Here is a 23,374-nt window from a genome sequence, read left to right on the forward strand (position 1 = left end):
TCTCGCCCGCCGTTTCCTGGTGGAGCCGGACAGAACAGAGACCCGCAGGTAGCGACCGGACAGCGGGGTGCCCCCTCCCGTTGTGGAGTCTCGATAGTCACGGTGCGCTTTCACCCGTTCGGCCTATGTGGTTGAAATTTGAACTAGCACGCCCTACAGTGGCGCTATCGGGTCGTTGAACTTCGAACGAGATCGGCGACCGTGAGCTCGTCCCCCCTTATCCAAGGAGCCCGTCATGGCCCTCTTCGGCCGCAAGAACAGCACAGACACCGCCGCCACCGCCGCCGTCCCGGCCCAGGGCGCGGTCGACCCCGCCCTCGCGGCGCTCAGCGGTGAATACGTCCTCGACGCCGCGCACACCGAGATCGGCTTCACCGTCCGCCACGCCATGGTCACCAACATCCGCGGGCACTTCGGCGAGCACGAGGGCAGCCTGGTCATCGACGGCGTCAACCCGGCGAACTCCACCGCCCTCATCGAGGTCGCCATGGCCTCCGTCGACACCGGCGCCCCGGACCGCGACGGCCACCTGCGCGCCGGCGACTTCTTCGACGTCGAGACGTTCCCGAAGATGACCTTCCGCTCCACCCACGCCGAGGAGCGCGGCGGCGACTCCTACCGCATCACCGGTGACCTCACGATCAAGGGCGTCACCAAGCCCCTCAGCATCGACCTGGAGTTCAACGGCTCCGCCACCGACCCGTTCGGCAACCAGCGCATCGGGTTCGAGGGCACGGCCGAGCTGCTCCGCTCCGACTGGGGCCTGACCTACAACGCCGCCCTGGAGACCGGTGGCGTGCTGGTCGGCGACAAGATCAAGCTCGTCTTCGACATCTCCGCCATCAAGCAGGCCCCCGCCGCCTGATCCCGGGCGATGACGCAGGAGCGCGAGCGGCACGAGGGCGGTGCCGCCGGACGGGTGCGCACCCCGGGGATCCCCTGGGGCGGGCACCCGTCCGCCGTTCTCGAACGGCCCAATGTCCTGTTCCAGCCCGGCAGGAAGGTCAGTTCTGCTGCGTCGCCCTCGAACTCACCCGCTGATCAAGATGGTGCGAGGCGGGTCCGGCGGCCCGCTACTTCAGGATCTCAAGCATCCGGTTGCAGAGCAGCGCCGCCGAGGCAGGGTTCTGTCCGGTCACCAGGTTGCGGTCCTCGACCATGTATGGCTTCCAGGCCGGGCCGCGGCTGAAGTTGACCCCTACCCTTTCCTGAATGTCGGTCTCGAGCAGCCATGGGGCCCTGGAGCGCAGTCCCGCACCCTCCTCCTCGTTGAGGAAGCATGTGATGTCGAAGCCCTTGAACGGCGACTCGCCGTGGATCCTGGCGGCCAGCATTGATGCGGGGCCGTGGCACACGATGAACAGCGGATTGCCCGAGGTCAACTGCGCGGTCGGCAACCGCCCCACGTCGGCGTCGAACTAGAATCGAACCTAAGTTCGATCTGCCGCCCGACGTGCCTCACCTTCAGACTGCAGCGACAACTGCACACCTGGCTGGGCCAGGCCGAGCCTTGGCCGCCTCCGCGCAGGCGGGACAGCAGCGGCGCGAGCGGGAGGCCGACGCGAAACGCCCGCCCGTCGGCGACTGGATCATCAGCAGTCAGCGGCTGACGCCCGGCTTCCCGGCGTGGCCGCGCACCGGGGACTGCTGGGACATCAAGCCGGGCATGAAGGCCATCCTCGCGCGAGCAGGCCGTGGAGGCGCTGAGCCACGATGTGGCACGGTCGTGTCCGGCGTGCCGGCCGGAGCGGGAGCTGGGGATGCTGGAGTGAGCGGCCAGGTAGATCCTGGTGGCATGGCTCCGATCGTCGTGCATCCGCCCTCCACCACCGCCGGTGGCCGGCGGGTCACTGTGCGCGGCGAGAGCCTCGGGCTGGCGCACTCGGACCACGACCTCGTCGTGTTCCTGATGGGCGCCGGGCTACCGGACGCCGAGGAGGTGCTCGACAACCCGACATGGGTCGAATGGCGGGGCGGGCAGGCCCACGAATACACAGGCCCGTGACCTGGCCCCGGCCCTGGCCCCCGCCCGAGCCCGCGCTCACCACCCCCGTCGACACCCCGCCCGGCCCGCGCGCTTCGCGGCTGAGCCGAAATGGGACGGCTACCGGGCCCTCCTCCACCGCACCGAGGCGGGCGTCGTCATCCGCTCGCGCCGCGGCACCGACCTGGTGCCGGGCTTCCCTGGCATCGCGGACCCCGCCCGCTCTGCTGCTGCCACCTGGTACAGCGCTCTGCGGCGAACCGATCGTGGGAAGGCGAGCGGACGTCCCGCTCCCGCGCCAGCTCCCGGGACCGGGACCGACGCCGGTAATAAAGAGGCGGTACGCGGTCACGGGGCGAAACGCCGCTCCGGCTCAGAAGCCGCCGCCGTCTCCCCCGCCACCGCCGAAGCCCCCGTCTCCCCCGCCGAAGCCGCCGCCGTCCCCGAAGCCGCCACCGCCGAAGTCGCCGGGATCGTAGTCGGCGCCGGAGGTGTCACCGCCCACGTCGCCGCCGGCCGCCGGGTCCGCCGCGTACGCCGGGCCGGTCAGCGCCGAGCCGAGGAGCGTGCCGAACAGCAGGCCGGGCAGCAGGCCCCCGCCGAAGTAGCCGCCCGCCCAGGGCCCGTACACCGGCCCCGCCTCCCAGTAGGGCCGCCGCCCGTAGACCGTGTCGACGTTGCGCGCGTCCGGCTCCTCGCCGTTGTCGATCCGCGCCGCGTCGGCCGCGCAGACCGGCACCGCACGGGGCACCCCGCCCTGCGGGGTCCACTCCTCGTCCCGTACGGAAGGACCGTGCCGCGGATCGAAGAAACAGGGCGGGCGCCGCTGGGGCAGGGCCTCGCCCCGCCTGCGTGCCGCGAGTGACGCGAGCGCGAACCGGCCGTCCTCCAGCGCGGAGGTGACCGGGCGCACGTCCTCGGGGTGCTTCGCCGCCGCCATCCGAGCCTTCGCGCTCTCGTACGCGTCGAGCCCGTCCGCGTAGTCCTTGCGCATGGCCTCGTCCGCCCCCGCTTCGCCGGGATGGAAGTCCAGCCTGTCGAGTTCCTCGCCGAAGGCCGTGATGTCCTCGTCCACGACGACCCGCAGCCGTTCCAGCGCCTCCCGCTCCTGGCTCGCGCGCCGGTTGCGGTTGCGCCGGGCCACCGTGTAGACGCCCGCCGTACCCACGACGGCCGCGGCGCCGAAGACCAGGAGCGCGGTTCCCGAACCGGGGCCGCCGGCGGAGTTGCCGTGCCAGGAGGCTGGGGCGTGGCCGTGCAACTGCGGGAGCGCCTGGTCGACGAAGGAGTTGAGCTGGGTGTTCGTGGACAGCGGACCGCCCGCCTTCACGGACGCCGTCAGGTTGGCGACGGCCTGCCGGGACAGGACGGAGGCGTCCGCGCCCGCGTTGAAGCCGGCTCCCAGCCGGATCGCGTACAGGCCGGTGATGCCGGTGTCGGTCCGTACGCTGCGCAGCACGCTGTTCGGCGGGAAGTCCGCGCTGCTCGGCAGGACCGCGACGAACAGCGGCTTGTCGGCCTTTTTGATCTTCTCCGCGATCGCGTTGGCCTGGGCGCCCGAGAGCTGGTTCGTCGCCCGCGGGTCGACGTAGACGGGTCCGCCCTTGAGGGCGGAGGCCACGGTGTCGGGACCGGTGGCCGCCTCGGGATGGGTCCCGGTGCCGGTGGCCCCTTCGGTTGCGGGCGCGACGACGAACGCCGCGGCGGAACCGGCCAGCAGTGCCCCGGCGATGGTGGTTGAGCGCCTGTGCCCCATACGGTCACTTTACGCCTTTTGTACCTATCTGTTGCCCGAGTGGATGATCACGCGCGGGGCCCCGCCGGGCCTCCGCGGGAGCGGCCCGCCAGGTGCGCCGCGGCATGCCGCCCCCGCGTCAGCGCGGCCTGCGTACGGCCACGGGGCGCCCGGGCGGTGGCGTGGGGGTGCGGCGCGTCCCCTCGGCCGATGAGGCCCCCGAGGCACGCCCGTGCGGTGCGGCCCCGTGCGGGCGTCCGCTCGGGGCGATGGGGCGGCACGAGGCACGCCCGTGCGGTACGGCCCGTGCGGGCGTCCGCTCGGGGCGATGGGGCGGCACGAGGCACGCCCGTGCGGTACGGCCCGTGCGGCAGCTCCGGGCCCCCGGCACCGGAGCCCGCCGCGTCGGGCCCCTCCCCGATGACGAGGCGTCAGGGCGCCGAGCGGCGCACCACGAGGTCCGTCGGCAGGACCACGGGGTCGCCCGGCGCACGGGTGCCGCCGAGGTGTTCGAGGAGCATCCGGGCGGCGGTCTCCCCCAGCAGCCGGGCCGGCTGGCGGACGGTGGTGAGCGGGGGCTCGGTGTGCCGGGCCATCGGCAGGTCGTCGAAGCCGATCACCGCGATGTCGTCGGGCACGCTACGGCCCGCGGCGCGCAGGGCCCGCAGCGCGCCCGCGGCGCTGAGGTCGTTGTGGGCGAACACGGAGTCGAAGGACGTGCCCGCCGCGATGTGGTGCTCCACCGCCCGGCGCCCCGCCCGCTCGGTGAAGTCGCCCGGCGCCACGAGGTGCTCGGGCAGGACCTCGGCGAAGCCGCGCAACCGGTCCCGCACGCACGGGAAGTGCTCGGGTCCCGCGACGACGAGGGGCCGGGTGCGCCCGCCCGCCCTCAGGTGGCGCGCGGCGGACGCGGCGCCCTCGTGATTGGTCGTCACGACGGAGGGGAACGCCGGGTGCCGGCCCCGGTCGTCGATCAGCACGACCGGCAGACCGCCCCGGTGCATGGCGGCGATCGTGTCGAGGGTGTTCTCCGGCTCGACGACGAGGAGTCCGTCGAAGGCGCGGGCCGACACCTGGGCCGCGAACCGCTCGACCGACTCGGTGCCCCGGTTGCAGGTGTAGAGGAGCAGGCCGTACCCGGCCGCCTCGACGGTGTCCACGACGCCTTGGAGCACCTCGGCGATCCAGGACCAGGTGAGCGAGGGGACCAGCATGCCGACCGTGCGACTGGTGCCGCGGGCGAGGCCGACGGCGCCCGAACTCGGGACGTAACCGAGCCGGCCGATGACCGCGCGGACCCGGGCGGCCGTCGCCGCGTCGACTTCACTTCTGGTATTGATGACGCGCGAAACGGTCGTCTTGCTCACCCCGGCCTGGCGTGCGACGTCCGCGATCGTCACACGCATGCTGACCTCCCGCTTCGCGCGCCATCGACGCGTGCTGCCGGTACCGCGACCGGTTCCGGAACCGGTACCGGCGCCTGTGCGTGAGTCAACCGCCCACCGGACGGGCCGTCAACACTTCACGCGGACATTGGTCCGCACCTTTGTTACAGAGCACGGGTCCCGCAGGTCAGCCCCGAAGAGGCCGCCGTCCGCCTTCAGTTCCTGAAAGCGGAACCTCTTGACGGATCTCCGGAGGCGCAGTTCACTCTCGCCGCACCCTGAATCGCTCCCCCACCTCAGTGTCGAGAAGGGCAGCCCCACCATGCAGAGATCCACTGGCACCGGCCGCCGGCTGGCGAGTGTCGCGCTCGCCGGGGCGCTGGCCACCGCCGGCCTCACCGGTCTCGCCGCCGCTCCGGCCCAGGCCGCGAACGAGCAGGTGAACATCACGCTCACCAGCACCGACGACGCCGGCGGGCGTCATGTGACCCGAGGCCTCCAGCAGCAGACCCCCGTCGCCTTCCAGTCCGGGACGGGAGGCAGCGGCACCAACATCACTGTCGACGAGAACACCAGGTACCAGAAGTTCACCGGCGCGGGCGCGTCCTTCACGGACACCGCCGCGTACCTGATGAACAGCAGCGGGGCGCTGTCGCAGGCGACCCGCACCGATGTGATGAACAAGCTGTTCTCGCCGACCGCCGGCATCGGCGTCAGCTTCCTGCGCAACCCGATGGGCGCCTCGGACCTGGCCCGCAACAGCTACACGTACGACGACGGGGCGGCGGATCCGAGCCTCGCCCGGTTCTCGCTGGCGCACGACCAGAGCGACGTGATCCCGCTGACGAAGCAGGCGAAGCAGCTCAACCCGGCACTGACGGTGATGGCCTCGCCGTGGACCGCGCCGCCGTGGATGAAGGACAACAACAGCTACAACCAGGGCTGGCTCCAGTCCCAGTACTACGCCGTGTACGCCCAGTACTTCGTGAAGTACATCCAGGGCTACCAGGCCGCCGGGATACCCGTCGACTACGTCTCGGAGCAGAACGAGCCGACGGTCGGTGCCGACTACCCGGGCATGAACTGGAACGGCGCCGGGCTCGCGTTCTTCGCCAAGAACAACCTGCTGCCCGCGCTCCAGAACGCCGGGCTGAAGACCAAGGTCCTGGCGCTGGACTGGAACCCCGACTCCTACCAGTCGTTCGCCGCGCCCAGCGTGGACGACGCCGCGATCCGCAACCACCCGAACTTCGGCGGCATCGCGTACCACGGCTACACGGGCCACATCGACGTGCAGTCGACGATCCACAACCAGTACCCGGACACGCCGGTGTTCGACACCGAGCACTCGGGCGGCACGTGGATCGCCAACCAGCAGAACGAGGACATGAACAACCTCGTCGACTACTTCCGCAACTGGGGCCAGAGCTGGGTGAAGTGGTCACTCGCCGTGGACCAGGGCATGGGCCCGCACAACGGCGGCTGCGGCACCTGCACCGGTCTGGTCACCGTCCACGACGACGGCAGCGGGAAGGTCGACTACACCGTCGAGTACTACACGATGGGCCAGGTCACCAAGTTCGTGAAGCCGGGCGCGACCCGGATCGACTCGACCTCCTCCACCACCCTGCCGAACGTGGCGTTCGTCAACCCGGACGGGTCCAAGGCGCTCGTCGCGTACAACGGTTCCGGCTCGGCGCAGCAGATGCGGGTCAACTGGGGTGGCGAGAACTTCAGTTACTCCGTCCCGGCGAACACCTCCGCCACCTTCACCTGGTCGGGCGCCCAGGCGGGCGGTCCCTCCTCGCAGACGGGCACCCTCCGGGGCCTCGCCGGCAAGTGCCTGGACGTGGCGGGGGCAAGCAGCGCCAACGGCACCGCCGTGGACCTGTACGACTGCAACGGCACCGCCGCCCAGCAGTGGTCGGTGGGCTCCGACGGGAGCGTCAAGGCGCTCGGCAAGTGCCTCGACGTCAACGCCGCGTCGACGGCGAACGGGGCCAAGGTGCAGCTCTACGACTGCAACGGCACGGGGGCCCAGCAGTGGCGGGTCGAGGCGGCGGGTGACCTGGTCAACACCGCGTCGAACAAATGCCTCGACGTCACCGGCCAGTCCTCGGCCAACAGCACCCCGGTCCAGCTGTGGACCTGCACCGGTACGGCCAACCAGAAGTGGACGCTGCAGTGACACCGCCGGCCGGGAACTGCCGCGACTGAGGCGCGACCCGGCCGCGGGGGCCGGGGCCGGGTCGCGCGGACGCCTTACCGCTCCGCCGGTTCGACCCCGGCACGCAGCAGTCCGTAGGTGTACGCGTCGGTGAGGGCGTGCCACGACGCGGCGATGACGTTCTCCCCGACGCCGACCGTCGAGAACTCCGTGCCCCCGTCGGAGGTGGTGATCAGGACGCGGGTGGTGGACTCGGTGCCGTGCCTCCCCTCCAGGATGCGGACCTTGTAGTCCACCAGCTGGAAGGAGGCGAGCTGCGGGTAGATGCGCTCAAGGCCCACCCGCATCGCCAGGTCCAGCGCGTTGACGGGGCCGTTGCCCTCGGCGGTCGCGACGATCCGCTCCCCCTTGGCCCACAGCTTCACGGTGGCCTCGTTGGCGTGGCTGCCGTCGGGGCGGTCCTCGACGATGGCCCGCCAGGACTCGGTGCGGAAGTAGCTCAGCGGGTGCCCGCCGACCTCCTCGCGCAGCATCAGCTCGAAGGACGCGTCGGCGGCCTCGTAGGTGTAGCCGTTGAGTTCACGCTCCTTGACCCGGGCGACGACACGGCCGACCAGGTCACGGTCGCCGCTCAGGTCGAAGCCGAGCTCCCTGCCCTTGAGTTCGACGGACGCGCGGCCCGCCATGTCGGAGACCAGCATGCGCATGGTGTTGCCGACGACCTCGGGGTCGATGTGCTGGTACAGGTCCGGGTCGACCTTGATCGCCGATGCGTGCAGGCCGCCCTTGTGGGCGAAGGCGGAGACGCCGACGTAGGGCTGGTGGGTGGACGGCGCGAGGTTGACGACCTCCGCGATCGCGTGGGAGATCCGGGTCATCTCCGCCAGCGCGCCCGCCGGCAGGACACGCCGGTCGTACTTGAGCTCCAGCGCGGCCGCCACCGGGAAGAGGTTGCAGTTGCCGACCCGCTCCCCGTACCCGTTGGCCGTGCACTGCACGTGGGTCGCGCCGGCGTCCACCGCGGCGAACGTGTTCGCGACCGCGCAGCCCGAGTCGTCCTGCGCGTGGATGCCGAGGCGTGCCCCGGTGGCGGCGAGCACGTCCGAGACCACCGCGTGCACCTGGGCCGGCAACATCCCGCCGTTGGTGTCGCACAGCACGACCACGTCCGCGCCGGCGTCCGTCGCGGCCCGCACCACCGACAGGGCGTACTGCGGATTGGCCCGGTACCCGTCGAAGAAGTGCTCGCAGTCCACGAACACGCGCCGCCCCTGCTCCCGCAGGTAGGAGACGGTGTCGCGGACCATCTCCAGGTTCTCCTCCAGGGTCGTGCGCAGTGCCAGCTCCACATGCCGGTCGTGGGACTTCGCGACCAGGGTGACCACCGGCGCGCCCGAGTCCAGCAGGCCTTTGACCTGCGGATCGCTCGACGCCTGCCCGCCGGCCTTCCGCGTGGAACCGAACGCCACCAGCTGCGCGTGCCGGAAGTCGATCTCCTCCCGGGCCCTGGCGAAGAACTCCGTGTCCCGCGGGTTCGCGCCCGGCCATCCGCCCTCGATGAACCCCACCCCGAACTCGTCCAGGTAGCGGGCGATGGCCAGCTTGTCCGCCACCGTGAGGTTGATGCCCTCACGCTGCGCACCGTCGCGCAACGTCGTGTCGAAGACGTGAAAACGGTCGTCGGGTGCGGTGGAGTGCGTGGTCATGCGAGTTGCTCCTGTCAGGAAGGCGCGGAGGCCGCCGGGAAAACGAAAAGACCCCTCGCGGATGCGAGAGGTCTGCGCGCGGGTCGTGGCACGAGTGCCGCCGCGTACGTCAGGGGTACGGGACGGTCACTGTGGACCGGCGCGCCTGCTGCCGATAATCATGGCGAACGAGAGCACGTACAGAGTTTCGCACGGCTTCCCGCTCCTGAACGGCGTGTCTCACGATGCGGGCGCCCGGAGGGTCTGGACGAGGAATTCCCGCACGTGGGCGAGGGCCTCGTCGCGTCCGGTGCCGGGCAGCCCGACCACCACATGGATGCTCAGGCCGTCCAGCACGGCCCGCAGCCGGGTCGCGTACCGGTCCGGGTCGACGGGCCGGAACTCACCGCGCGAGACGCCCTCGGCCAGCAGCGCCACCAGGTCGCGGTGCCAGGCGCCCTCGATGGCGGCCTGCCGGTCGCGGGTGTCCTCCGGTGCGTTCTGCGAGCCGTTCCAGACCTCCAGCCAGAGCGTCCAGTGCGGGTCGCGATGGCCGTCCGGCAGGTAGAGGGCGACATAGCCGTCCAGCCGGTGGACAGCGCTCTCGCGCCGGGAGAGCAGGGCGCTGCGCTCCGCCCCGAGCCGTCCCTCGCCCCACTCCAGGGTGCGCAGCAGCAGCTCGTCCTTCGTGCGGAAGTAGTAGAGGAGGTGTCCGCTGCTCATGCCGACCTCGCGGCCGAGGCCTGCCATCGTGAGGGCGTCGAGGCCGTGCTCGGCGATGGTGTCCAGGGCGGCGGCGAGCACGTCCTCGCGCGGCGGGGCGGCGTTGCGGCGGCGCGGGGAGGCGGTCATGCGTACGTTGTACCCGATGCGCGGGGGCGCCCCGGGCTCAGGCCGCCGGTTGCTGCTGGGTCACGCGGTGGACTCCGCCGCCCTCGGCGAAGAGGGTGCGCGCGTCCACCCGGACGACCTCCCGCTAGGGAAAGAGGCGGCGGAAGAGCGCCGCCGTCCTCGCGTCGCGGGGATCGTCGAAGGCGCACAGCACCACTGCCCCCGTTGCCCAGGTAGTGGTTGATGTACGAGTGGCCGACCCACTCGCCGCCCCGGCACAGCACGGTAGGCGCGGACACCTCGACCATGGTGAGCGGCCGCCGCGCGCGTCGGTGGCGGCCCGCACCAGCGCCGCGTTCCCGGCGCACGGCCCGTGGCCGGGATGGGCGGGGTCTGACTGGTTCCGGGCGCGGCGAAGGCGGCGACGATATCGACATGTCCCCGGTGGACGCGCAGAACGCGATGGCGACCTTCGTCCTGCGGCTCACCGCGGTCGGCATGTCCTGGCCGGTGATCACCCTGATCGCGCACCGCGGGACGGGCGGCAGGTACGACCCCGACGCCCTCCATGTCTTCAACCGCCGCGGCCGGGGCGGCGTCCGCTGGTACCGCGACGGTGGGGACCCGCGCGCCGCGGTGTCCTGGGCGGTGGGCGCCGCGGTCGGCGTCTGCGCAGTGCCGACGCCGTACCAGGGACCGCTGCTGCCCTGACGGGCGGCAGCGACTGCTCGCTCATCCTCTCGGGGCTCGTCGCCGGCGGAATCCGCCCCGCGCCGACCCGTACGGCCCCGGTGCCCGCCGCCCCCGCCGGGGACCCGGCCTGAACACCCGGGACCCGAGCGGACGGGAGCCGGGGCGCGCCCGTCCGCGCCCCGGCTCCCGTCCGGTGCTCACACCACCGGGTGCAGCCAGCCGTGGACGTCCTCGGCGGCACCCGTCTGGATGTCGAGAAGGGCCTTGCGCAGCCGCATGGTGACCTCGCCAGGCGCCGGGACCGTCCAGTTGCCGGCCTTGGAGTGGACCTGGCCGACCGGGGTGATCACGGCGGCCGTGCCGCAGCCGAAGACCTCGGTCAGCGAGCCGTCGGCGGAGGCCTCGCGCCAGTCCTCGACGGAAATACGTTCCTCCGCGACCTCGTGGCCGAGGTCGGCGGCGATCGTCAGGAGGGAGTCGCGGACGATACCGGCGAGCAGGGAGCCGGAGAACGCGGGGGTGACGACCCTGTCCCCGTAGACGAAGAAGAGGTTGTTCGTCCCCATCTCCTCGATCCACTTGCGTTCGACGCCGTCCAGCCACACGACCTGGTCGCAGCCGTGCGCGGTGGCCTCGGCCTGCGCGAGCAGCGAGGACGCGTAGTTGCCGCCCGCCTTGGCCTCGCCGGTCCCGCCGGGGGCCGCGCGGACGTAGTCGTCCGAGATCCACACCGAGACGGGCTTCACGCCACCGCTGAAGTACGCGCCGGCCGGTGAGGCGATGACGATGAAGAGGAACTCGTTGGCGGGGTGCACGCCCACGCCGACCTCGGTCGCGAACATGAAGGGCCGCAGGTAGAGGCTCTCCTCACCGCTCCCGGGGACCCAGGCGACGTCCTGCCTGACGAGGGCGTCGCACGCCTCGATGAACAGCTCCTCCGGCAGCTCCGGCATCGCCATGCGGCGGGCGGAACGCTGGAAGCGGCGGGCGTTGGCCTCGGGACGGAACGTGGCGACGGAACCGTCGGCGGCGCGGTACGCCTTGAGCCCCTCGAAGATCGTCTGCGCGTAGTGCAGCGTCATGTTGGCGGGGTCGAGGGAGAGCGGCGCGTACGGCACGAGCTGGGCGTCGTGCCAGCCGCGGCCCTCGGTCCAGCTGATCGTCACCATGTGGTCGGTGAAGTAGCGGCCGAAGCCGGGGTTGGCCAGGATGCGCTCGCGGTCGGCGGCGGGAACCAGGTTCGACGAGGGCTTGAGCTCGATCGTGGGCGTGGTCATGAGTAATCGTCCTTCACCGGTTGTCTGTGTCGGACCGCGTCACACCCCTGGCTGCCTACTAGGACGTCCGAGCATCTCCCGTGAACAGCGGTCGCAGCACGATTATCCCGCCTGCGGGGCACTGGTCGAGAGCATGGGGAGGGTGAGTACGGCCACTGGTGGATGGTGCGCCCGGTGGCGGCATGCGAAAGCCGCCGGGCTCTGTGCACCCGGCGGCTTTCGTGAGAGGTCCGTCGGGTCAGCCCGCTACTCGTACCGCGAGGGCGTCGCCGATCTCGTCGGTCGTGCGGGGGGCGCCGCTCCGCTCCGCCAGATCGGCCGTGACGGCCTCCTCGATCCTGGCGGCCTCGGCGTCGAGCCCGAGGTGGCGCAGCAGCAGCGCGACCGAGAGGACGGTCGCCGTGGGGTCGGCCTTGCCCTGTCCCGCGATGTCCGGCGCGGAGCCGTGGACCGGCTCGAACATGGACGGGAAGGTGCGGTCCGGGTTGATGTTCGCGGACGCGGCGAGGCCGATACCGCCGCTGATGGCGGCGGCGAGGTCGGTCAGGATGTCACCGAAGAGGTTGTCGGTGACGATGACGTCGAAGCGCTCGGGCTGCGTGACGAAGAAGATCGTCGCGGCGTCGACGTGCAGGTAGTCCGTGGTGACCTCGGGGTACTCCTGGCCCACCCGGTCGAAGATGTTCTTCCACAGGTGGCCGGCGTAGACGAGGACGTTGTTCTTGTGGACCAGCGTCAGCTTCTTGCGGGGGCGCGCCTTGGCCCGCTCGTACGCGTCGCGCACGACGCGCTCGACACCGTAGGCGGTGTTGAGGCTGACCTCGGTTGCCACCTCGGCGGGGGTGCCGGTGCGCAGCGAGCCGCCGTTGCCCGTATAGGGACCCTCGGTGCCCTCGCGCACGACGACGAAGTCGATGTCGGGGCTGCCGGCGAGCGGTGTGGCGGTGTTCGGGAAGAGGCGCGACGGGCGCAGGTTCACATAGTGGTCGAACGCGAAACGCAGCGTGAGCAGCAGCCCGCGCTCCAGGACGCCGGACGGCACGGACGGGTCGCCGATCGCGCCGAGGAGGATGGCGTCGTGGCCCTTGAGCGCGTCGAGCTCCGCGTCGGGGAGGGTCTCCCCGGTGCGGTGCCAGCGGCCGGCGCCGAGGTCGTACTCCTTGGTCTCCAGCTTCACATCCTGCGGGAGGACGGCCTTGAGGACCTTGAGGCCCTGGGCCACGACTTCCTTGCCGATGCCATCACCGGGGATCACTGCGAGATCGATGCTGCGAGACATGGCCGCAGCCTATCCCTCGTCCCAGAGGATGACATCGGCAGTCCACATCGCGGACGAAGCCGAGGTCGTCCGGGGTCAGTGACCGGTGGAGCCGCCGTTGTCACGGCGGTCGAGGGCGCGCTGAAGGGCGTCCGCCGCGTTCTTGCGGTCGGACTCGCCGGTGCGGGGAGTGTGTCGGACACGGATGCGACGGACGGTCGTCTCTGCCATGGGAATCGACTCCTTCTGCCAGCTGGAGCCGTACTGCGACGGGGCGCGGCACGGCACACGGGGAGATGCCGGATCAGGGGCGGGGGACACGCCCGCAGGGGTGGCCTGCCTCGGGGCGTCCGCGTCCGCCGTTCGCTCGATGGAGCGGCACGTTCGGCACTCACCACGCTAAGGGAGGCCACCCGCGCTGTCTGCATCATTACTCGGACTTCCTACTATCTGAGACGGACAGCACTCCGGCGGGTGAACCCGGCGCGCGCACGGCCGCGGGCGCGCGCCGTTTCGGGCCGCTGCCCGGGGGCAGCCGGGGGCGTGGGAGGGGTGGCCATGAACGTGAGGACAGCACGGCTCGGCGGCGGACGGCGGCACAGCGTCGGCCGGGCCAAGGCACAGCGTGCGGCGGACAGTTCCGCCATGGAGGTGGCCGCCCGCTGGGGATTCAGCGCCTGCGGCGTGATCTACCTGCTGATCGGTCTGCTCGCGCTGCGCATCGCCTACGACGGCGGACACGGGGGGCAGCAGGCCGACCGCGGTGGCGCGCTCGCGGAACTCGCGGGCAACCCGCTCGGGAAGGCGCTCCTGTGGGCGGTGGGCGCCGGGCTCGCCGGCATGGCGGCGTGGCGGCTGTCCGAGGCCGTCGTCGGCGCGGCGGTGCCCGACGGCCGTACGGCACGCATCCGGGCGCTCTCGGCGGTCCGCTGCGTCTTCTACGGGTCCGCCGCGTACTCCGTCCTCGCGTTCGCCCTCGGTGACCGGGGCAGCGGCAGCGGCGCGAGCGACCAGCAGTCCCGCGACGTGACGGCCCGCGTGATGGCACTGCCCGGCGGGCGGTGGATCGTGGCCGTCGCGGGCGCCGCCGTGGTGGTGGCGGGCGTCTGGATGGGCGTGCTCGCGGTGCTGCGCCGCTTCCACAACCAGCTCAGGCTCGCGCGGATGTCGCGGGCGGCCCGGACGTACATCGATGTGACCGGCGTGGCCGGCGGGGCGGCCCGCGGCCTGATCGTGGCGGCGGCCGGCGCCTTCGCGCTCGATGCCGCGCTCACCTACGACCCGGACCGCGCCAAGGGGTTCGACGACACGCTGCGCTCCTTCGCGGGGGCGCCGGCCGGGACCTGGCTGCTGGGCGCGGTGGCACTGGGGCTGGCCCTGTTCGGCCTGTACTGCTTCGGCATGGCGCGCTGGCACAAGGTGTCGTGACGGGGCCGCACGCCTCCCGCCCGTGACCGGCCCCCACGCGTCACCCGCCTGACGGGTCCGCCCGCGTCCCGCTGTGCCCTCACGGCTGCGCCGCACCGGGTCCCCGTACGGGCCGGGACCCGCACCGAACCGCCTTCGCCCCGCGCCGGAGGGGAGGGCGCGGGGCGAAGGCGGTCACACGGGTCGGCGGGTCGGCGCTCAACCCATGTGCGGGTAGCCGTACTCGGTCGGCGCGACCAGCGCCTCCTTGATGGCGCGGGTCTGCGTCCAGCGCATCAGGTTCTGCGGGGCGCCGGCCTTGTCGTTGGTGCCGGAGGCGCGCGCGCCGCCGAACGGCTGCTGGCCGACGACCGCACCGGTGGACTTGTCGTTGATGTAGAAGTTGCCCGCGGCGTACCGCAGCTTCTCCATCGCCGCCGCCGTCGCCGCACGGTCCTTGGAGATGAACGCGCCGGTGAGGGCGTAGTCCGCGACGCACTCCATCTGGTCGAGCATGGCGTCGTAGTCGGCGTCGTCGTAGACGTGCACGGCGAGGATCGGGCCGAAGTACTCGGCGGTGAAGACCTCGTTGGCCGGGTCGGTGCACGCGATGACCGTCGGGCGCACGAAGTAGCCGACCGAGTCGTCGTACGTGCCGCCCGCGACGATGGTGCAGGACGGGTCGGCCGCGGCGCGGTCGATGGCGGCCTTGTTCTTCGCGAACGCGCGGTCGTCGATCACGGCGCCGATGAAGTTCGAGAAGTCGGTGACGTCACCCATCGGGATGCCGTCGATCTCGGCCGCGAAGTCCTCCTTGAAGCCGTCGTTCCAGATCGACGCGGGGATGTACGCACGCGAGGTGGCCGAGCACTTCTGGCCCTGGTACTCGAAGGCACCGCGGGTCAGCGCGGTCTTCAGGACGGCGCGGTCGGCGCTCGGGTGCGCGACGACGAAGTCCTTGCCGCCGGTCTCACCGACGATGCGCGGGTACGTCCGGTACTTCTCGATGTTGGTGCCGACCGTCTTCCACAGGTGCCGGAAGGTGTTGGTCGAGCCGGTGAAGTGGATACCGGCGAGGTCGCGGTGGGTCAGCGCGATGTCGGAGACGGCGATGCCGTCGCCCGTCACCAGGTTGATGACGCCCTTCGGCAGGCCGGCCTCCTCCAGCAGCTCCATCAGGAGCACGGCGGCGAACGTCTGCGTCGGGGACGGCTTCCACAGGACCACGTTGCCCATCAGCGCGGGCGCGGTCGGCAGGTTGGCCGCGATCGCCGAGAAGTTGAACGGCGTGATCGCGTAGACGAAGCCCTCAAGCGGACGGTGGTCGAGACGGTTCCACACGCCGGGCGAGTTCGCGGGCGGCTGCTCGGCGAGCAGGTCACGGGCGTAGCTGACGTTGAAGCGCCAGAAGTCGATCAGCTCGCAGGGCGCGTCGATCTCGGCCTGCTGGGCGGTCTTGCCCTGGCCGAGCATGGTCGCGGCGGCGATCGTCTCGCGCCAGGGACCCGACAGCAGTTCGGCGGCGCGCAGGATGATCGCGGCGCGGTCGTCGAAGGACATGGCACGCCACGCGGGCGCGGCGGCGAGGGCCGCGTCGACGGCGTCCTGGGCGTCCTCGCGGGTGGCGCCCGCGAACGTGCCGAGCACGGCCTTGTGGCGGTGCGGCTGCACGACGTCGACGCGCTCGCCGCCGCCCATGCGCTTGACGCCGCCGATGGTCATCGGCAGGTCGCGCGGGTGCTCGGCGAGCTCCTTGAGCTTCTTCTCCAGCCGGGCGCGCTCGGGCGAGCCGGGCGCGTAACCGAGTACCGGCTCGTTCACCGGGGCGGGGACCTTGGTCACGGCGTCCATGTCAGCCGTCACTCCAATCGGGTGGTGTCGGGATGGTGTCGTCCGGAGCGGGCGGGGGCCGGGCCGGTCAGCCGCGACCCGCCAGCGAGCGCAGGAAGAAGGCGAGGTTGGCGGGGCGCTCCGCGAGACGCCGCATGAAGTAGCCGTACCAGTCGGTGCCGTACGCCACGTACACCCGCATGCGGTGTCCCTCGGCGGCCAGCCGGTGCTGCTCGGCGGAGCGGATCCCGAACAGCATCTGGAACTCGTAGTCGGTGAGCTTGCGGCCCGCCCGCTGCGCGAGTTCCTGCGCGATGGCGATGATGCGCGGGTCGTGCGAGCCGACCATCGGGTACCCGTCACCCTCCATGAGGATGCGCAGGCAGCGCACGTACGCCTTGTCGACCTCGGCCTTGTCCTGGTGGGCGACGGAGGCGGGCTCCTTGTAGGCGCCCTTCACCAGGCGGACCCGGCTGCCGGCGGCGGCGAGGGTGCGGCAGTCGTCCTCGGTGCGGAAGAGGTACGACTGAACCACGGCGCCCGTGCGGGGGAAGCGCTCGCGCAGCGCGGAGTGGATCGCGAGCGTCGAGTCGATGGTCGTGTGGTCCTCGGCGTCGAGGGTGACCGTCGTGCCGATGGCGTTCGCGGCCTCGACGATGGCCGTGACGTTCTTCAGCGCGATGTCGTGACCGCCGTCGAGGGCCTGTCCCATGCAGGACAGCTTCACGGACATCTCGGCGCGCTCGCCGAGCTGGAGCGGGCCGAGGACCTCGATCAGGCGCAGGTAGGCGTCGCGCGAGCGGGTCGCCTCGGCCGGGTCGGTGACGTCCTCGCCGAGCACGTCCAGGGTCACTTCGAGGCCCTGGCCCGCCATCTCCTCGATGGCCGGGGTGGTCGCCTCGATCGACTCGCCCGCGATGAAGCGTTTGACGACCGGCTTGGTCAGGGGCGCGGCCGAAATGGTGCGGCGCAGGGCGTCGCTCCGCGACGCGGCGAGAATCACGGGACCCAGCACGGGCACCTCCATGAGAGATCGAGCGGGCCGCGGGACTCCCCGGCCACTTCGCACGCTATGGAGCGGTCCGATCCTCTGCCATCGACACCTGTCACGCATCCGTGGCCCGGATCTCAGACATCTGTCTGAAGCGGTGCGAGAATAGGCGGATGAAGGGCGACTACCAGGAGCTGGTCGACGAGATCTCCGCGCTCGTCGGAGTGCCCGCGACACTGGAGAACCGGGACTTCGGGCTGATCGCCTTCGGAGCCCACGACAGCGACGACGACCTGGTGATGGACCCGGTCAGGACCCGCTCGATCCTCACCCGCAAGTCCTCGCCGTGGGTGCGGGCCTGGTTCGAGGGGTTCGGCATCACCCGCGCGACGGGTCCCGTCCGCATCCCTGCCTCGCCCGACGCGGGCGTCTTCCGCGGACGGATCTGCCTGCCGGTACGCCATCGGGGGATGGCACTCGGCTACGTGTGGCTGCTGGACGACTCCGAGAGCGGCCCCGCGCCCGCCCGGCTGGCGGCGGCCATGGAGGTGACGGCCCGGATCGGCGACCTCCTCGCGGAGGACGTGAAGGCGGACGCCGACCTGGCGCGGGAACTGCGCGCGGTCCTCACCGCCGAGCACGGCTGGGAACGCGACATGGCGCTCGCCGCGCTGCGCACGGCGCTCGGCCCGAGCGCGGACGGCCTGCACGTCGTCCTCGCCGTCGCGCCCTGGCCGGGCGAGGAGCCGCCGGTGCGGGCCGTACCGGGCACCGCCGCGCTGTGCACGCTGTCCTTCCCCGCCCGCTACGCCAGGCCGGCGGGCGTGCCGGCGCCCGAGGCGGAGCCCGTCCGCAGGACGCCCGCGCTGGCGCTGCTCGTACGGCTGCGGTCGGCGGACGGCCTGCCGGGGGTGCTCACGGCGGTCGGCCGGCTGCGCGCGGCGGCGGACGCGCCGGGCGGCGCGGAGACCACGGCGGGCGCCGCGGCCCCCCGGCGAGGTCTCACCGAGCTCCCGGAGGCCTGGCACGAGGCCGTCGGCGCCGCCCGCGCCGCCGTGGCCCGGCCGGAGCTCGGCCCGGTCGCCGAGTGGACCGCGATCGGACCGTACCGCCTGCTCACCCGCCTGCCGGCGGGCCCCGATCCGGCGGTGGCCCCGCTGCTCGGCCCGGCCCACACGGACCTGGCGCGCACGGCGGAGTCGTTCCTCGACCACGCGGGCCAGGCGGGCCGCACGGCGGCAGCCCTCGGCATCCACCGGCAGACGCTCTACTACCGCCTCTCCCGCATCGAACACCTCACGGGCCTCGACCTGACCCGGGGCGAGGACCGGCTGCTGCTGCACATGGCGCTCAAGTCGGCGCGGCTGTAGCGGACGGCCGGACGCAGTCCGCTGCCGGAGGTCCGCCGGGCGGACCGCGGCTGGCGGCTGTGGCGACGGACCGTAGGGGTCTTCCGCACGCGTCATACTCGGCATGTCTTCACACAGGGGCGGGGAGGGTGCGGTGGTGTCGTCAGGGGCGCGGCGTCGGAGGGTGACGATCCACGACGTCGCCCGGTCGGCGGGGGTGTCGCGGCAGACCGTGTCCCGGGCGCTCAACGACAAGGGCGAGATCCAGGACTCGACGAAGCAGCGGGTCCTGGACGCGGCGCGGGAACTCGGTTACCAGCCCAGCCGGTTCGCGCGCGGACTGGTGCGCCAGGACACCGTCACCATCGGGCTCGTCATCCCCGACCTGCTGAACCCGTTCTTCACCGAGGTCGCGGCGGCGGCGCTGGCGGCGGCGGGCGAGCGCGGCTGGCACGTGGTCGTGCACGACACGTCCGACAGCCCGGAGAAGGAACGCGCCACGCTGCGGGTGATCGGCTCCCAGGTCGACGCGGTGATCGGGTACTTCAGCAGCCCGGAGGACGAGATCGACCGGGGCACGCGCGGGGTGCCGGTGGTCCTCGTGGGCCGCGAGCACCACGCGCCCCGGTTCGGCTCGATCCGCATCGACGGCGCGGACGGCATCGGCGAGGCGGTCGCGCACCTGGCCGCGCGCGGCCACCGCCGCATCGGCATGCTCGACCACCAGGGACGGCCCGAACCCTCGGACCGCTGCGCGTGGTTCGCGGCCGCGGCGGCGGCGCACGGCGTGGACGCCGACGCGGTGACCGGCGCGCACCAGTCGGTGGCGGGCGGGGAGGCGGCGCTGCCCCGGCTGCTCGCCGCGCACCCGGACATCACCGCGGTCCTGACCTTCAACGACGTCATCGCGGTCGGCGCGCTGCGGGCGGCCCGTCGGCTCGGCAGGCGGGTGCCGCAGGAGCTCGCGGTGATCGGCTTCGACGGGCTGCCCCTCGGCGACCTGGTCGAACCCGCGCTCACGACGGTGTCGCTGGACATCGGGCAGCTCGGCGCGCTGGCGGTGGCGGAGGCGGCGCGGCTGCTCGCGGGCCCCGGCGAGTCGGCGGCCGGCGCGAGCCTGGTGGTGCGCGGATCGCTCCTGGTACGCGGCTCCGCCTGACGCCCGGCCGTCCGCGGCACGGCCCGGCGGTCCCGTCGTCCCCGGCGGTCCCGTCATCCCGGCGCTCCGTCGGGCCCGTCACCCCCGGCGGTCCCGTCGTACCCGGCGCCGCGCCCACCCCTGGCCGCCCTGGCGCCGCGTCACCCTCGTCGTAGCGAGGGCCGAGCCGCCCCGGCAACCCCAACTGCCCCACCGGCGCGGTTCCGTCGTCCCCGGCGGTCCCGTCATCCCGGCGCCCCGTCATCCCCGGCGGCCCCCTCGCACCCGGCGCCGCGCCCACCCCTGACCCTGGCGCCGCGCCGCCCTCGTCGTAGCGAGGGCCGAGCCGCCCCGGCAACCCCAACTGCCCCACCGGGGCGGTTCCGTCGCATGTCTTGACACCCGCCGGAGCCCCCACGCACACTTCCGGGCATTCCCGTGAACGTTCACGTGAGCGCTCATGAGGCTTCCGGAAGGTTCCCGATGACGCTGACTCGACGAAAGCTTCTGACCGGCGCGGCGGCGCTCGGCACCCTCGCCCCGTTCGCCACCGCGTGCGCAAGCCCCGTCACGGCCAACCCCGGCCGCCTGACGCTCTGGTACACCTCCAACGGACTGTCCGAGACCAACCTCGGACGCGCCGTCAAACGCTTCGCGGCCGACCGGCTCGTCACCTCGCAGGTGAGCGGCGACCTGAAGCAGCGGCTGCTCGCCGCCCTCGCGGGCCGGGCGTACCTGCCCGACATCACGATGATGGGCGACAACATCTCGACGTACTACACGTCCGACCGCGACAGCTTCGTCGACCTCAACACGCTGGGCGCCCGCGAGCTGGCGAAGGACTACCTGCCGTGGAAGTGGCAGTCGGGGGCCACGCCCGACGGGCGCTTCCAGATGGGCGTGCCCATCGACGTGGGCCCCGCCGCGCTCTACTACCGCCACGACCTGTTCGCGAAGGCGGGCCTCGCCAGCGAGCCGGACGATGTCGCCGCCGCCGTCTCCACCTGGGAGAAGTACTTCGACTTCGGCGTCAGGCTCCAGCGCGCGCTGCCCGGCGGTTTCCTGATCACCGACACCAAGACGGTCTTCACGTACTCCCTCGCGCAGGAGTCGACGAAGTACTTCGACCGGGACAACCACTACCTGGACGACCAGTCAGGAGTGCGCAGGGCCTGGGACCGGGCGCTGGAGGCGTACCGGAGGCGGCTGACGGCGGGGTACGCGGGTTCGGGCAACAGCAACGGCCAGTCGGTCGACGAGCACGCGGCCTGGAACAGCGGCAAGGAGCTGAGCCTGGTCGGCGCGTCCTGGCGCACCGGCGAGATGAAGCAGGCGGCACCGGGCACGAAGGGCAAGTGGCGGGTGTGCAGGCCGCCCGGCGGGGCGGGCAACCAGGGCGGCTCGTACCTCGCGGTGACGAAGTACTGCCCGCGCCCCGAGGCCGCGTTCGAGGTGATCCGCTGGCTCCAGTCGCCCGCGAACCAGCCGCAGAACTATCTCGACGTGGGCCTCTTCCCCTCCGCCCCCGCCGCGTTCACCGACCCGCGGCTGCTGAAGCCCGACCCGTTCTTCGGCGGCCAGGTGACCATGGACGTCTTCGGGGAGATCGCCCGTGAGGTGAAGTATGCCTACTTCAGCCCCTGGGACATCACGATCAGCGACACCTACACGGACGAACTGACCAACGTCGAACTCGGCGGCAAGGACCCGGACCAGGCGTGGCACGACGCGCGCACCACGATCGAGCGCCTGCTGCGCAGGCAGGGGGTTCTGTCATGACCGCGATACCCGAAGCCGGCGTCCCGTCCCCCGCCCCCGCTCCGGCGCCCGCGGCGCCACTGAGTCCGCCGGGCCCGCCGCGCCGGCGGTGGCGGTACCTGCCGATGTACCTCGCGATCGCGCCGTTCTTCGTGCTGTTCGCGGTCTTCGGCCTCTATCCGGTGCTGTATTCGCTGTTCCTGTCCTTCCAGCGGTGGGACGGCGTCGGCCCGATGAAGTTCGTCGGCCTGGAGAACTTCCGGTTCCTCGTCACGGACAGCACGTTCTGGGAGTCGATCGGCAACACGCTCATCATCTGGGCGATGTCGACGGTCCCGATGATCCTGCTCGCGCTGCTGATCGCCGTGGGCCTCAACTCGTCGGTCCGCCTGCGGGGTGTGCTGCGGGTCGCGTACTTCCTGCCGAACGTGACGTCGATCGTGGCGATGTCGCTGGTCTTCGGGTCCATCTTCAGCGGCGAGTTCGGCGTACTGAACTGGTTCCTCGGCCTGTTCGGGATCGGGCACGTGCAGTGGCTGGCCGACCCGTGGGCGATCCGCGCCGCCATCGCCCTGATGATCATCTGGCGGTGGACCGGCTACAACGCGATCATCTTCCTGGCCGGTCTCCAGGCACTGCCGAAGGACGTGTTCGAGGCGGCACGCGTCGACGGCGCGAGCGCGGCGCAGACCTTCTTCCGGGTGACGGTCCCGCTGCTGCGGCCCGTCCTGCTGTTCTCCGTGGTGATGTCGGCGATCGGCGGCATGCAGATCTTCACCGAGTCGCAGGTGCTGCTCGGCAACCGCGGCGGCACGGACGGCGCGGGGCTGACCATGGTCCTCTACTTCTACAACACGGCCTTCGCGGGCAACGACTTCGGCTACGGAGCCGCCATCGCCTGGGGCCTCTTCATCGTCGTCGTCCTCTTCTCCATCCTCAACTGGCGTCTCGTGATGCGTCCCGAGCGCGGCCAGGTCCTCTCGGCGCCGGCGGTCACGGAACAGGTGCCGGGCGAGGCCACCACCATGACGGGAGCGGGCCGATGAGCGGCGCACGCGGACGGATCCTCACCTGCGGGGCGCTGATCGTGGGCGCGCTGATCACCGTCTTCCCGTACTACTGGCTGACCGTGATGGCGTCGAACACGACGGCCGACATCTACGCGAGCCCGCCGAAGCTGTTCTTCGGCGACCAGCTGTTCCACAACATCGGCCAGGTCTTCTCGAAGATCGATTTCTTCGGCTCGCTGATGAACACGCTGATCGTCGCGGTCGTCTCGACCGTGCTCGTGCTGTTCTTCGACTCGCTGGCGGCCTTCACCTTCGCCAAGTACGACTTCCCCGGCAGCAAGGCCCTCTTCGGCGTGCTGCTGGCGACGTTCGTGGTACCCACGCAGCTCGCCGCGATCCCGCAGTTCATCATCATGGCGCACCTGGGCTGGGTCGGTGATCTGAAGGCGCTGATCATCCCCGCCGCGGCCAACGCGTTCGGCATCTTCTGGATGCGTCAGTACGCGCGGGGCGCCGTGCCCGACGAGCTGATCGAGGCGGCCCGGGTCGACGGGTGCGGTTTCTTCCGTACGTATCTGACGGTCGGCCTGCCGGTGCTCCGCCCCGCGCTCGCCTTCCTCGGCATCTTCACCTTCGTCAACGTCTGGAACGACTTCCTCTGGCCGCTCGTGGTGATGATCGACTCGAACCACGTGACGCTCCAGGTGGCGTTGGCGCAGCTCAACGGCGCCTACGTGACGGACTACAGCGTCGTCATGGCGGGCACGCTGGTCGCGATCGTGCCGCTGATCATCGTCTTCCTCTTCGGCGCCCGCCATTTCATCGGCAACATCGCGGCGGGCGCGGTCAAGGGCTGAACCGGCCCCGTACCACCGG

The 23,374-nt window shown here is 71.7% G+C and carries 20 protein-coding genes and 2 pseudogenes; 11 read left to right on the plus strand and 11 right to left on the minus strand.

What is annotated here, in order from left to right; all coding sequences use genetic code 11:
* Positions 1–235 precede the first annotated feature (235 nt).
* Positions 236–865, plus strand: coding sequence for a YceI family protein (locus tag OG310_RS09655; protein WP_329455465.1), 630 nt, complete (start codon positions 236–238; stop codon positions 863–865).
* A 208-nt stretch (positions 866–1,073) separates the two neighbouring features.
* Here OG310_RS09655 and OG310_RS09660 read toward each other — a convergent pair whose 3' ends face one another.
* On the minus strand, positions 1,074–1,397 hold the full coding sequence (locus tag OG310_RS09660) for a hypothetical protein (protein WP_329455466.1): 324 nt from the start codon (positions 1,395–1,397) through the stop codon (positions 1,074–1,076).
* Between the two features lie 285 nt (positions 1,398–1,682).
* Between OG310_RS09660 and OG310_RS38530 the strand changes: the two are divergent.
* Positions 1,683–1,772 (plus strand): annotated as a pseudogene (locus tag OG310_RS38530) (DUF6233 domain-containing protein); the annotation flags it as partial.
* A 23-nt stretch (positions 1,773–1,795) separates the two neighbouring features.
* Positions 1,796–2,005, plus strand: coding sequence for a hypothetical protein (locus tag OG310_RS09665; protein ID WP_329455467.1), 210 nt, complete (start codon positions 1,796–1,798; stop codon positions 2,003–2,005).
* A 352-nt stretch (positions 2,006–2,357) separates the two neighbouring features.
* Here OG310_RS09665 and OG310_RS09670 read toward each other — a convergent pair whose 3' ends face one another.
* Together OG310_RS09670 and OG310_RS09675 are read right to left on the minus strand one after the other, a co-directional pair.
* The gene (locus OG310_RS09670; protein ID WP_329455468.1) at positions 2,358–3,740 is read right to left on the minus strand and encodes a hypothetical protein; all 1,383 of its coding nucleotides are present in this window, start codon (positions 3,738–3,740) and stop codon (positions 2,358–2,360) included.
* A gap of 410 nt (positions 3,741–4,150) precedes the next feature.
* Positions 4,151–5,125: a LacI family DNA-binding transcriptional regulator gene (locus OG310_RS09675; protein ID WP_329455469.1), complete on the minus strand. Its 975-nt coding sequence runs from the start codon at positions 5,123–5,125 to the stop codon at positions 4,151–4,153.
* A 301-nt stretch (positions 5,126–5,426) separates the two neighbouring features.
* Between OG310_RS09675 and OG310_RS09680 the strand changes: the two genes are divergently transcribed.
* Complete coding sequence (locus OG310_RS09680) at positions 5,427–7,292, plus strand: ricin-type beta-trefoil lectin domain protein (RefSeq protein WP_329455470.1); 1,866 nt, start codon at positions 5,427–5,429, stop codon at positions 7,290–7,292.
* Between the two features lie 74 nt (positions 7,293–7,366).
* On the opposite strand, the gene cimA is transcribed toward OG310_RS09680, so the two are convergent.
* The 3 genes and pseudogenes from cimA to OG310_RS09695 form a co-directional block, all read right to left on the minus strand.
* Positions 7,367–8,977, minus strand: coding sequence for a citramalate synthase (cimA, locus tag OG310_RS09685; RefSeq protein WP_329455471.1), 1,611 nt, complete (start codon positions 8,975–8,977; stop codon positions 7,367–7,369).
* Between the two features lie 219 nt (positions 8,978–9,196).
* Entirely contained in the window at positions 9,197–9,808 is a 612-nt protein-coding gene (locus OG310_RS09690) for a TetR/AcrR family transcriptional regulator (RefSeq protein ID WP_329455472.1), read from the minus strand.
* 37 nt (positions 9,809–9,845) lie between these two features.
* A pseudogene (locus OG310_RS09695) lies at positions 9,846–10,231 on the minus strand (agmatine deiminase family protein); the annotation flags it as partial.
* On the opposite strand from OG310_RS09695, the gene OG310_RS09700 reads away from it, so the two are divergent.
* Positions 10,223–10,498: a cytosine permease gene (locus OG310_RS09700; RefSeq protein WP_329460534.1), complete on the plus strand. Its 276-nt coding sequence runs from the start codon at positions 10,223–10,225 to the stop codon at positions 10,496–10,498. The pseudogene OG310_RS09695 and the gene OG310_RS09700 sit on opposite strands and share 9 nt — an antisense overlap.
* A gap of 179 nt (positions 10,499–10,677) precedes the next feature.
* Here OG310_RS09700 and OG310_RS09705 read toward each other — a convergent pair whose 3' ends face one another.
* From OG310_RS09705 to OG310_RS09715, 3 genes are all read right to left on the minus strand, one after another.
* Complete coding sequence (locus OG310_RS09705) at positions 10,678–11,757, minus strand: branched-chain amino acid aminotransferase (RefSeq protein WP_329455473.1); 1,080 nt, start codon at positions 11,755–11,757, stop codon at positions 10,678–10,680.
* A gap of 238 nt (positions 11,758–11,995) precedes the next feature.
* Positions 11,996–13,036 (minus strand): 3-isopropylmalate dehydrogenase, encoded by a 1,041-nt coding sequence (locus OG310_RS09710; RefSeq protein ID WP_329455474.1) that lies wholly within the window; start codon positions 13,034–13,036, stop codon positions 11,996–11,998.
* Between the two features lie 75 nt (positions 13,037–13,111).
* Complete coding sequence (locus OG310_RS09715; RefSeq protein ID WP_329455475.1) at positions 13,112–13,246, minus strand: hypothetical protein; 135 nt, start codon at positions 13,244–13,246, stop codon at positions 13,112–13,114.
* Between the two features lie 327 nt (positions 13,247–13,573).
* Here OG310_RS09715 and OG310_RS09720 point away from each other — a divergent pair, with 327 nt between their 5' ends.
* On the plus strand, positions 13,574–14,443 hold the full coding sequence (locus tag OG310_RS09720; protein ID WP_329455476.1) for a DUF1206 domain-containing protein: 870 nt from the start codon (positions 13,574–13,576) through the stop codon (positions 14,441–14,443).
* 198 nt (positions 14,444–14,641) lie between these two features.
* On the opposite strand, the gene pruA is transcribed toward OG310_RS09720, so the two are convergent.
* Positions 14,642–16,273, minus strand: a complete 1,632-nt coding sequence (gene pruA, locus OG310_RS09725) for an L-glutamate gamma-semialdehyde dehydrogenase (RefSeq protein WP_329455477.1) — start codon at positions 16,271–16,273, stop codon at positions 14,642–14,644.
* A gap of 67 nt (positions 16,274–16,340) precedes the next feature.
* Entirely contained in the window at positions 16,341–17,267 is a 927-nt protein-coding gene (locus tag OG310_RS09730; RefSeq protein ID WP_329455478.1) for a proline dehydrogenase family protein, read from the minus strand.
* Positions 17,268–17,416: 149 nt separating this feature from the next.
* Between OG310_RS09730 and OG310_RS09735 the strand changes: the two genes are divergently transcribed.
* The 5 genes from OG310_RS09735 to OG310_RS09755 all read left to right on the plus strand — a co-directional run bounded on the left by OG310_RS09735 (position 17,417) and on the right by OG310_RS09755 (position 23,355).
* Complete coding sequence (locus OG310_RS09735; protein WP_329455479.1) at positions 17,417–18,613, plus strand: PucR family transcriptional regulator; 1,197 nt, start codon at positions 17,417–17,419, stop codon at positions 18,611–18,613.
* A gap of 103 nt (positions 18,614–18,716) precedes the next feature.
* Positions 18,717–19,751: a LacI family DNA-binding transcriptional regulator gene (locus OG310_RS09740; RefSeq protein ID WP_329455480.1), complete on the plus strand. Its 1,035-nt coding sequence runs from the start codon at positions 18,717–18,719 to the stop codon at positions 19,749–19,751.
* Positions 19,752–20,213: 462 nt separating this feature from the next.
* A complete protein-coding gene (locus tag OG310_RS09745) occupies positions 20,214–21,509 on the plus strand; it encodes an ABC transporter substrate-binding protein (protein WP_329455481.1) in 1,296 nt (431 codons plus the stop codon).
* The gene (locus tag OG310_RS09750; RefSeq protein WP_329455482.1) at positions 21,506–22,534 is read left to right on the plus strand and encodes a carbohydrate ABC transporter permease; all 1,029 of its coding nucleotides are present in this window, start codon (positions 21,506–21,508) and stop codon (positions 22,532–22,534) included. The genes OG310_RS09745 and OG310_RS09750 overlap by 4 nt, the downstream gene beginning before the upstream one ends.
* Positions 22,531–23,355 carry a carbohydrate ABC transporter permease gene (locus OG310_RS09755; RefSeq protein ID WP_329455483.1) on the plus strand — a complete coding sequence of 275 codons (825 nt, stop codon included), beginning with the start codon at positions 22,531–22,533 and terminating at the stop codon, positions 23,353–23,355. Before OG310_RS09750 ends, OG310_RS09755 begins: the two co-directional genes overlap by 4 nt.
* Positions 23,356–23,374 lie beyond the last annotated feature (19 nt).

The organism is Streptomyces sp. NBC_01497 (assembly GCF_036250695.1).
Taxonomy (GTDB): Bacteria; Actinomycetota; Actinomycetes; order Streptomycetales; family Streptomycetaceae; genus Streptomyces.

Coding starts and splice junctions, on each gene's coding strand:
- OG310_RS09655 (WP_329455465.1), top strand. CDS start 236: ATGGCCCTCTTCGGCCGCAAGAACAGCACAGACACCGCCGCCACCGCC.
- OG310_RS09665 (WP_329455467.1), top strand. CDS start 1,796: ATGGCTCCGATCGTCGTGCATCCGCCCTCCACCACCGCCGGTGGCCGG.
- OG310_RS09670 (WP_329455468.1), bottom strand. CDS start 3,740: ATGGGGCACAGGCGCTCAACCACCATCGCCGGGGCACTGCTGGCCGGT.
- OG310_RS09675 (WP_329455469.1), bottom strand. CDS start 5,125: ATGCGTGTGACGATCGCGGACGTCGCACGCCAGGCCGGGGTGAGCAAG.
- OG310_RS09680 (WP_329455470.1), top strand. CDS start 5,427: ATGCAGAGATCCACTGGCACCGGCCGCCGGCTGGCGAGTGTCGCGCTC.
- cimA (WP_329455471.1), bottom strand. CDS start 8,977: ATGACCACGCACTCCACCGCACCCGACGACCGTTTTCACGTCTTCGAC.
- OG310_RS09690 (WP_329455472.1), bottom strand. CDS start 9,808: ATGACCGCCTCCCCGCGCCGCCGCAACGCCGCCCCGCCGCGCGAGGAC.
- OG310_RS09700 (WP_329460534.1), top strand. CDS start 10,223: ATGTCCCCGGTGGACGCGCAGAACGCGATGGCGACCTTCGTCCTGCGG.
- OG310_RS09705 (WP_329455473.1), bottom strand. CDS start 11,757: ATGACCACGCCCACGATCGAGCTCAAGCCCTCGTCGAACCTGGTTCCC.
- OG310_RS09710 (WP_329455474.1), bottom strand. CDS start 13,036: ATGTCTCGCAGCATCGATCTCGCAGTGATCCCCGGTGATGGCATCGGC.
- OG310_RS09715 (WP_329455475.1), bottom strand. CDS start 13,246: ATGGCAGAGACGACCGTCCGTCGCATCCGTGTCCGACACACTCCCCGC.
- OG310_RS09720 (WP_329455476.1), top strand. CDS start 13,574: ATGAACGTGAGGACAGCACGGCTCGGCGGCGGACGGCGGCACAGCGTC.
- pruA (WP_329455477.1), bottom strand. CDS start 16,273: ATGGACGCCGTGACCAAGGTCCCCGCCCCGGTGAACGAGCCGGTACTC.
- OG310_RS09735 (WP_329455479.1), top strand. CDS start 17,417: ATGAAGGGCGACTACCAGGAGCTGGTCGACGAGATCTCCGCGCTCGTC.
- OG310_RS09740 (WP_329455480.1), top strand. CDS start 18,717: ATGTCTTCACACAGGGGCGGGGAGGGTGCGGTGGTGTCGTCAGGGGCG.
- OG310_RS09745 (WP_329455481.1), top strand. CDS start 20,214: ATGACGCTGACTCGACGAAAGCTTCTGACCGGCGCGGCGGCGCTCGGC.
- OG310_RS09750 (WP_329455482.1), top strand. CDS start 21,506: ATGACCGCGATACCCGAAGCCGGCGTCCCGTCCCCCGCCCCCGCTCCG.
- OG310_RS09755 (WP_329455483.1), top strand. CDS start 22,531: ATGAGCGGCGCACGCGGACGGATCCTCACCTGCGGGGCGCTGATCGTG.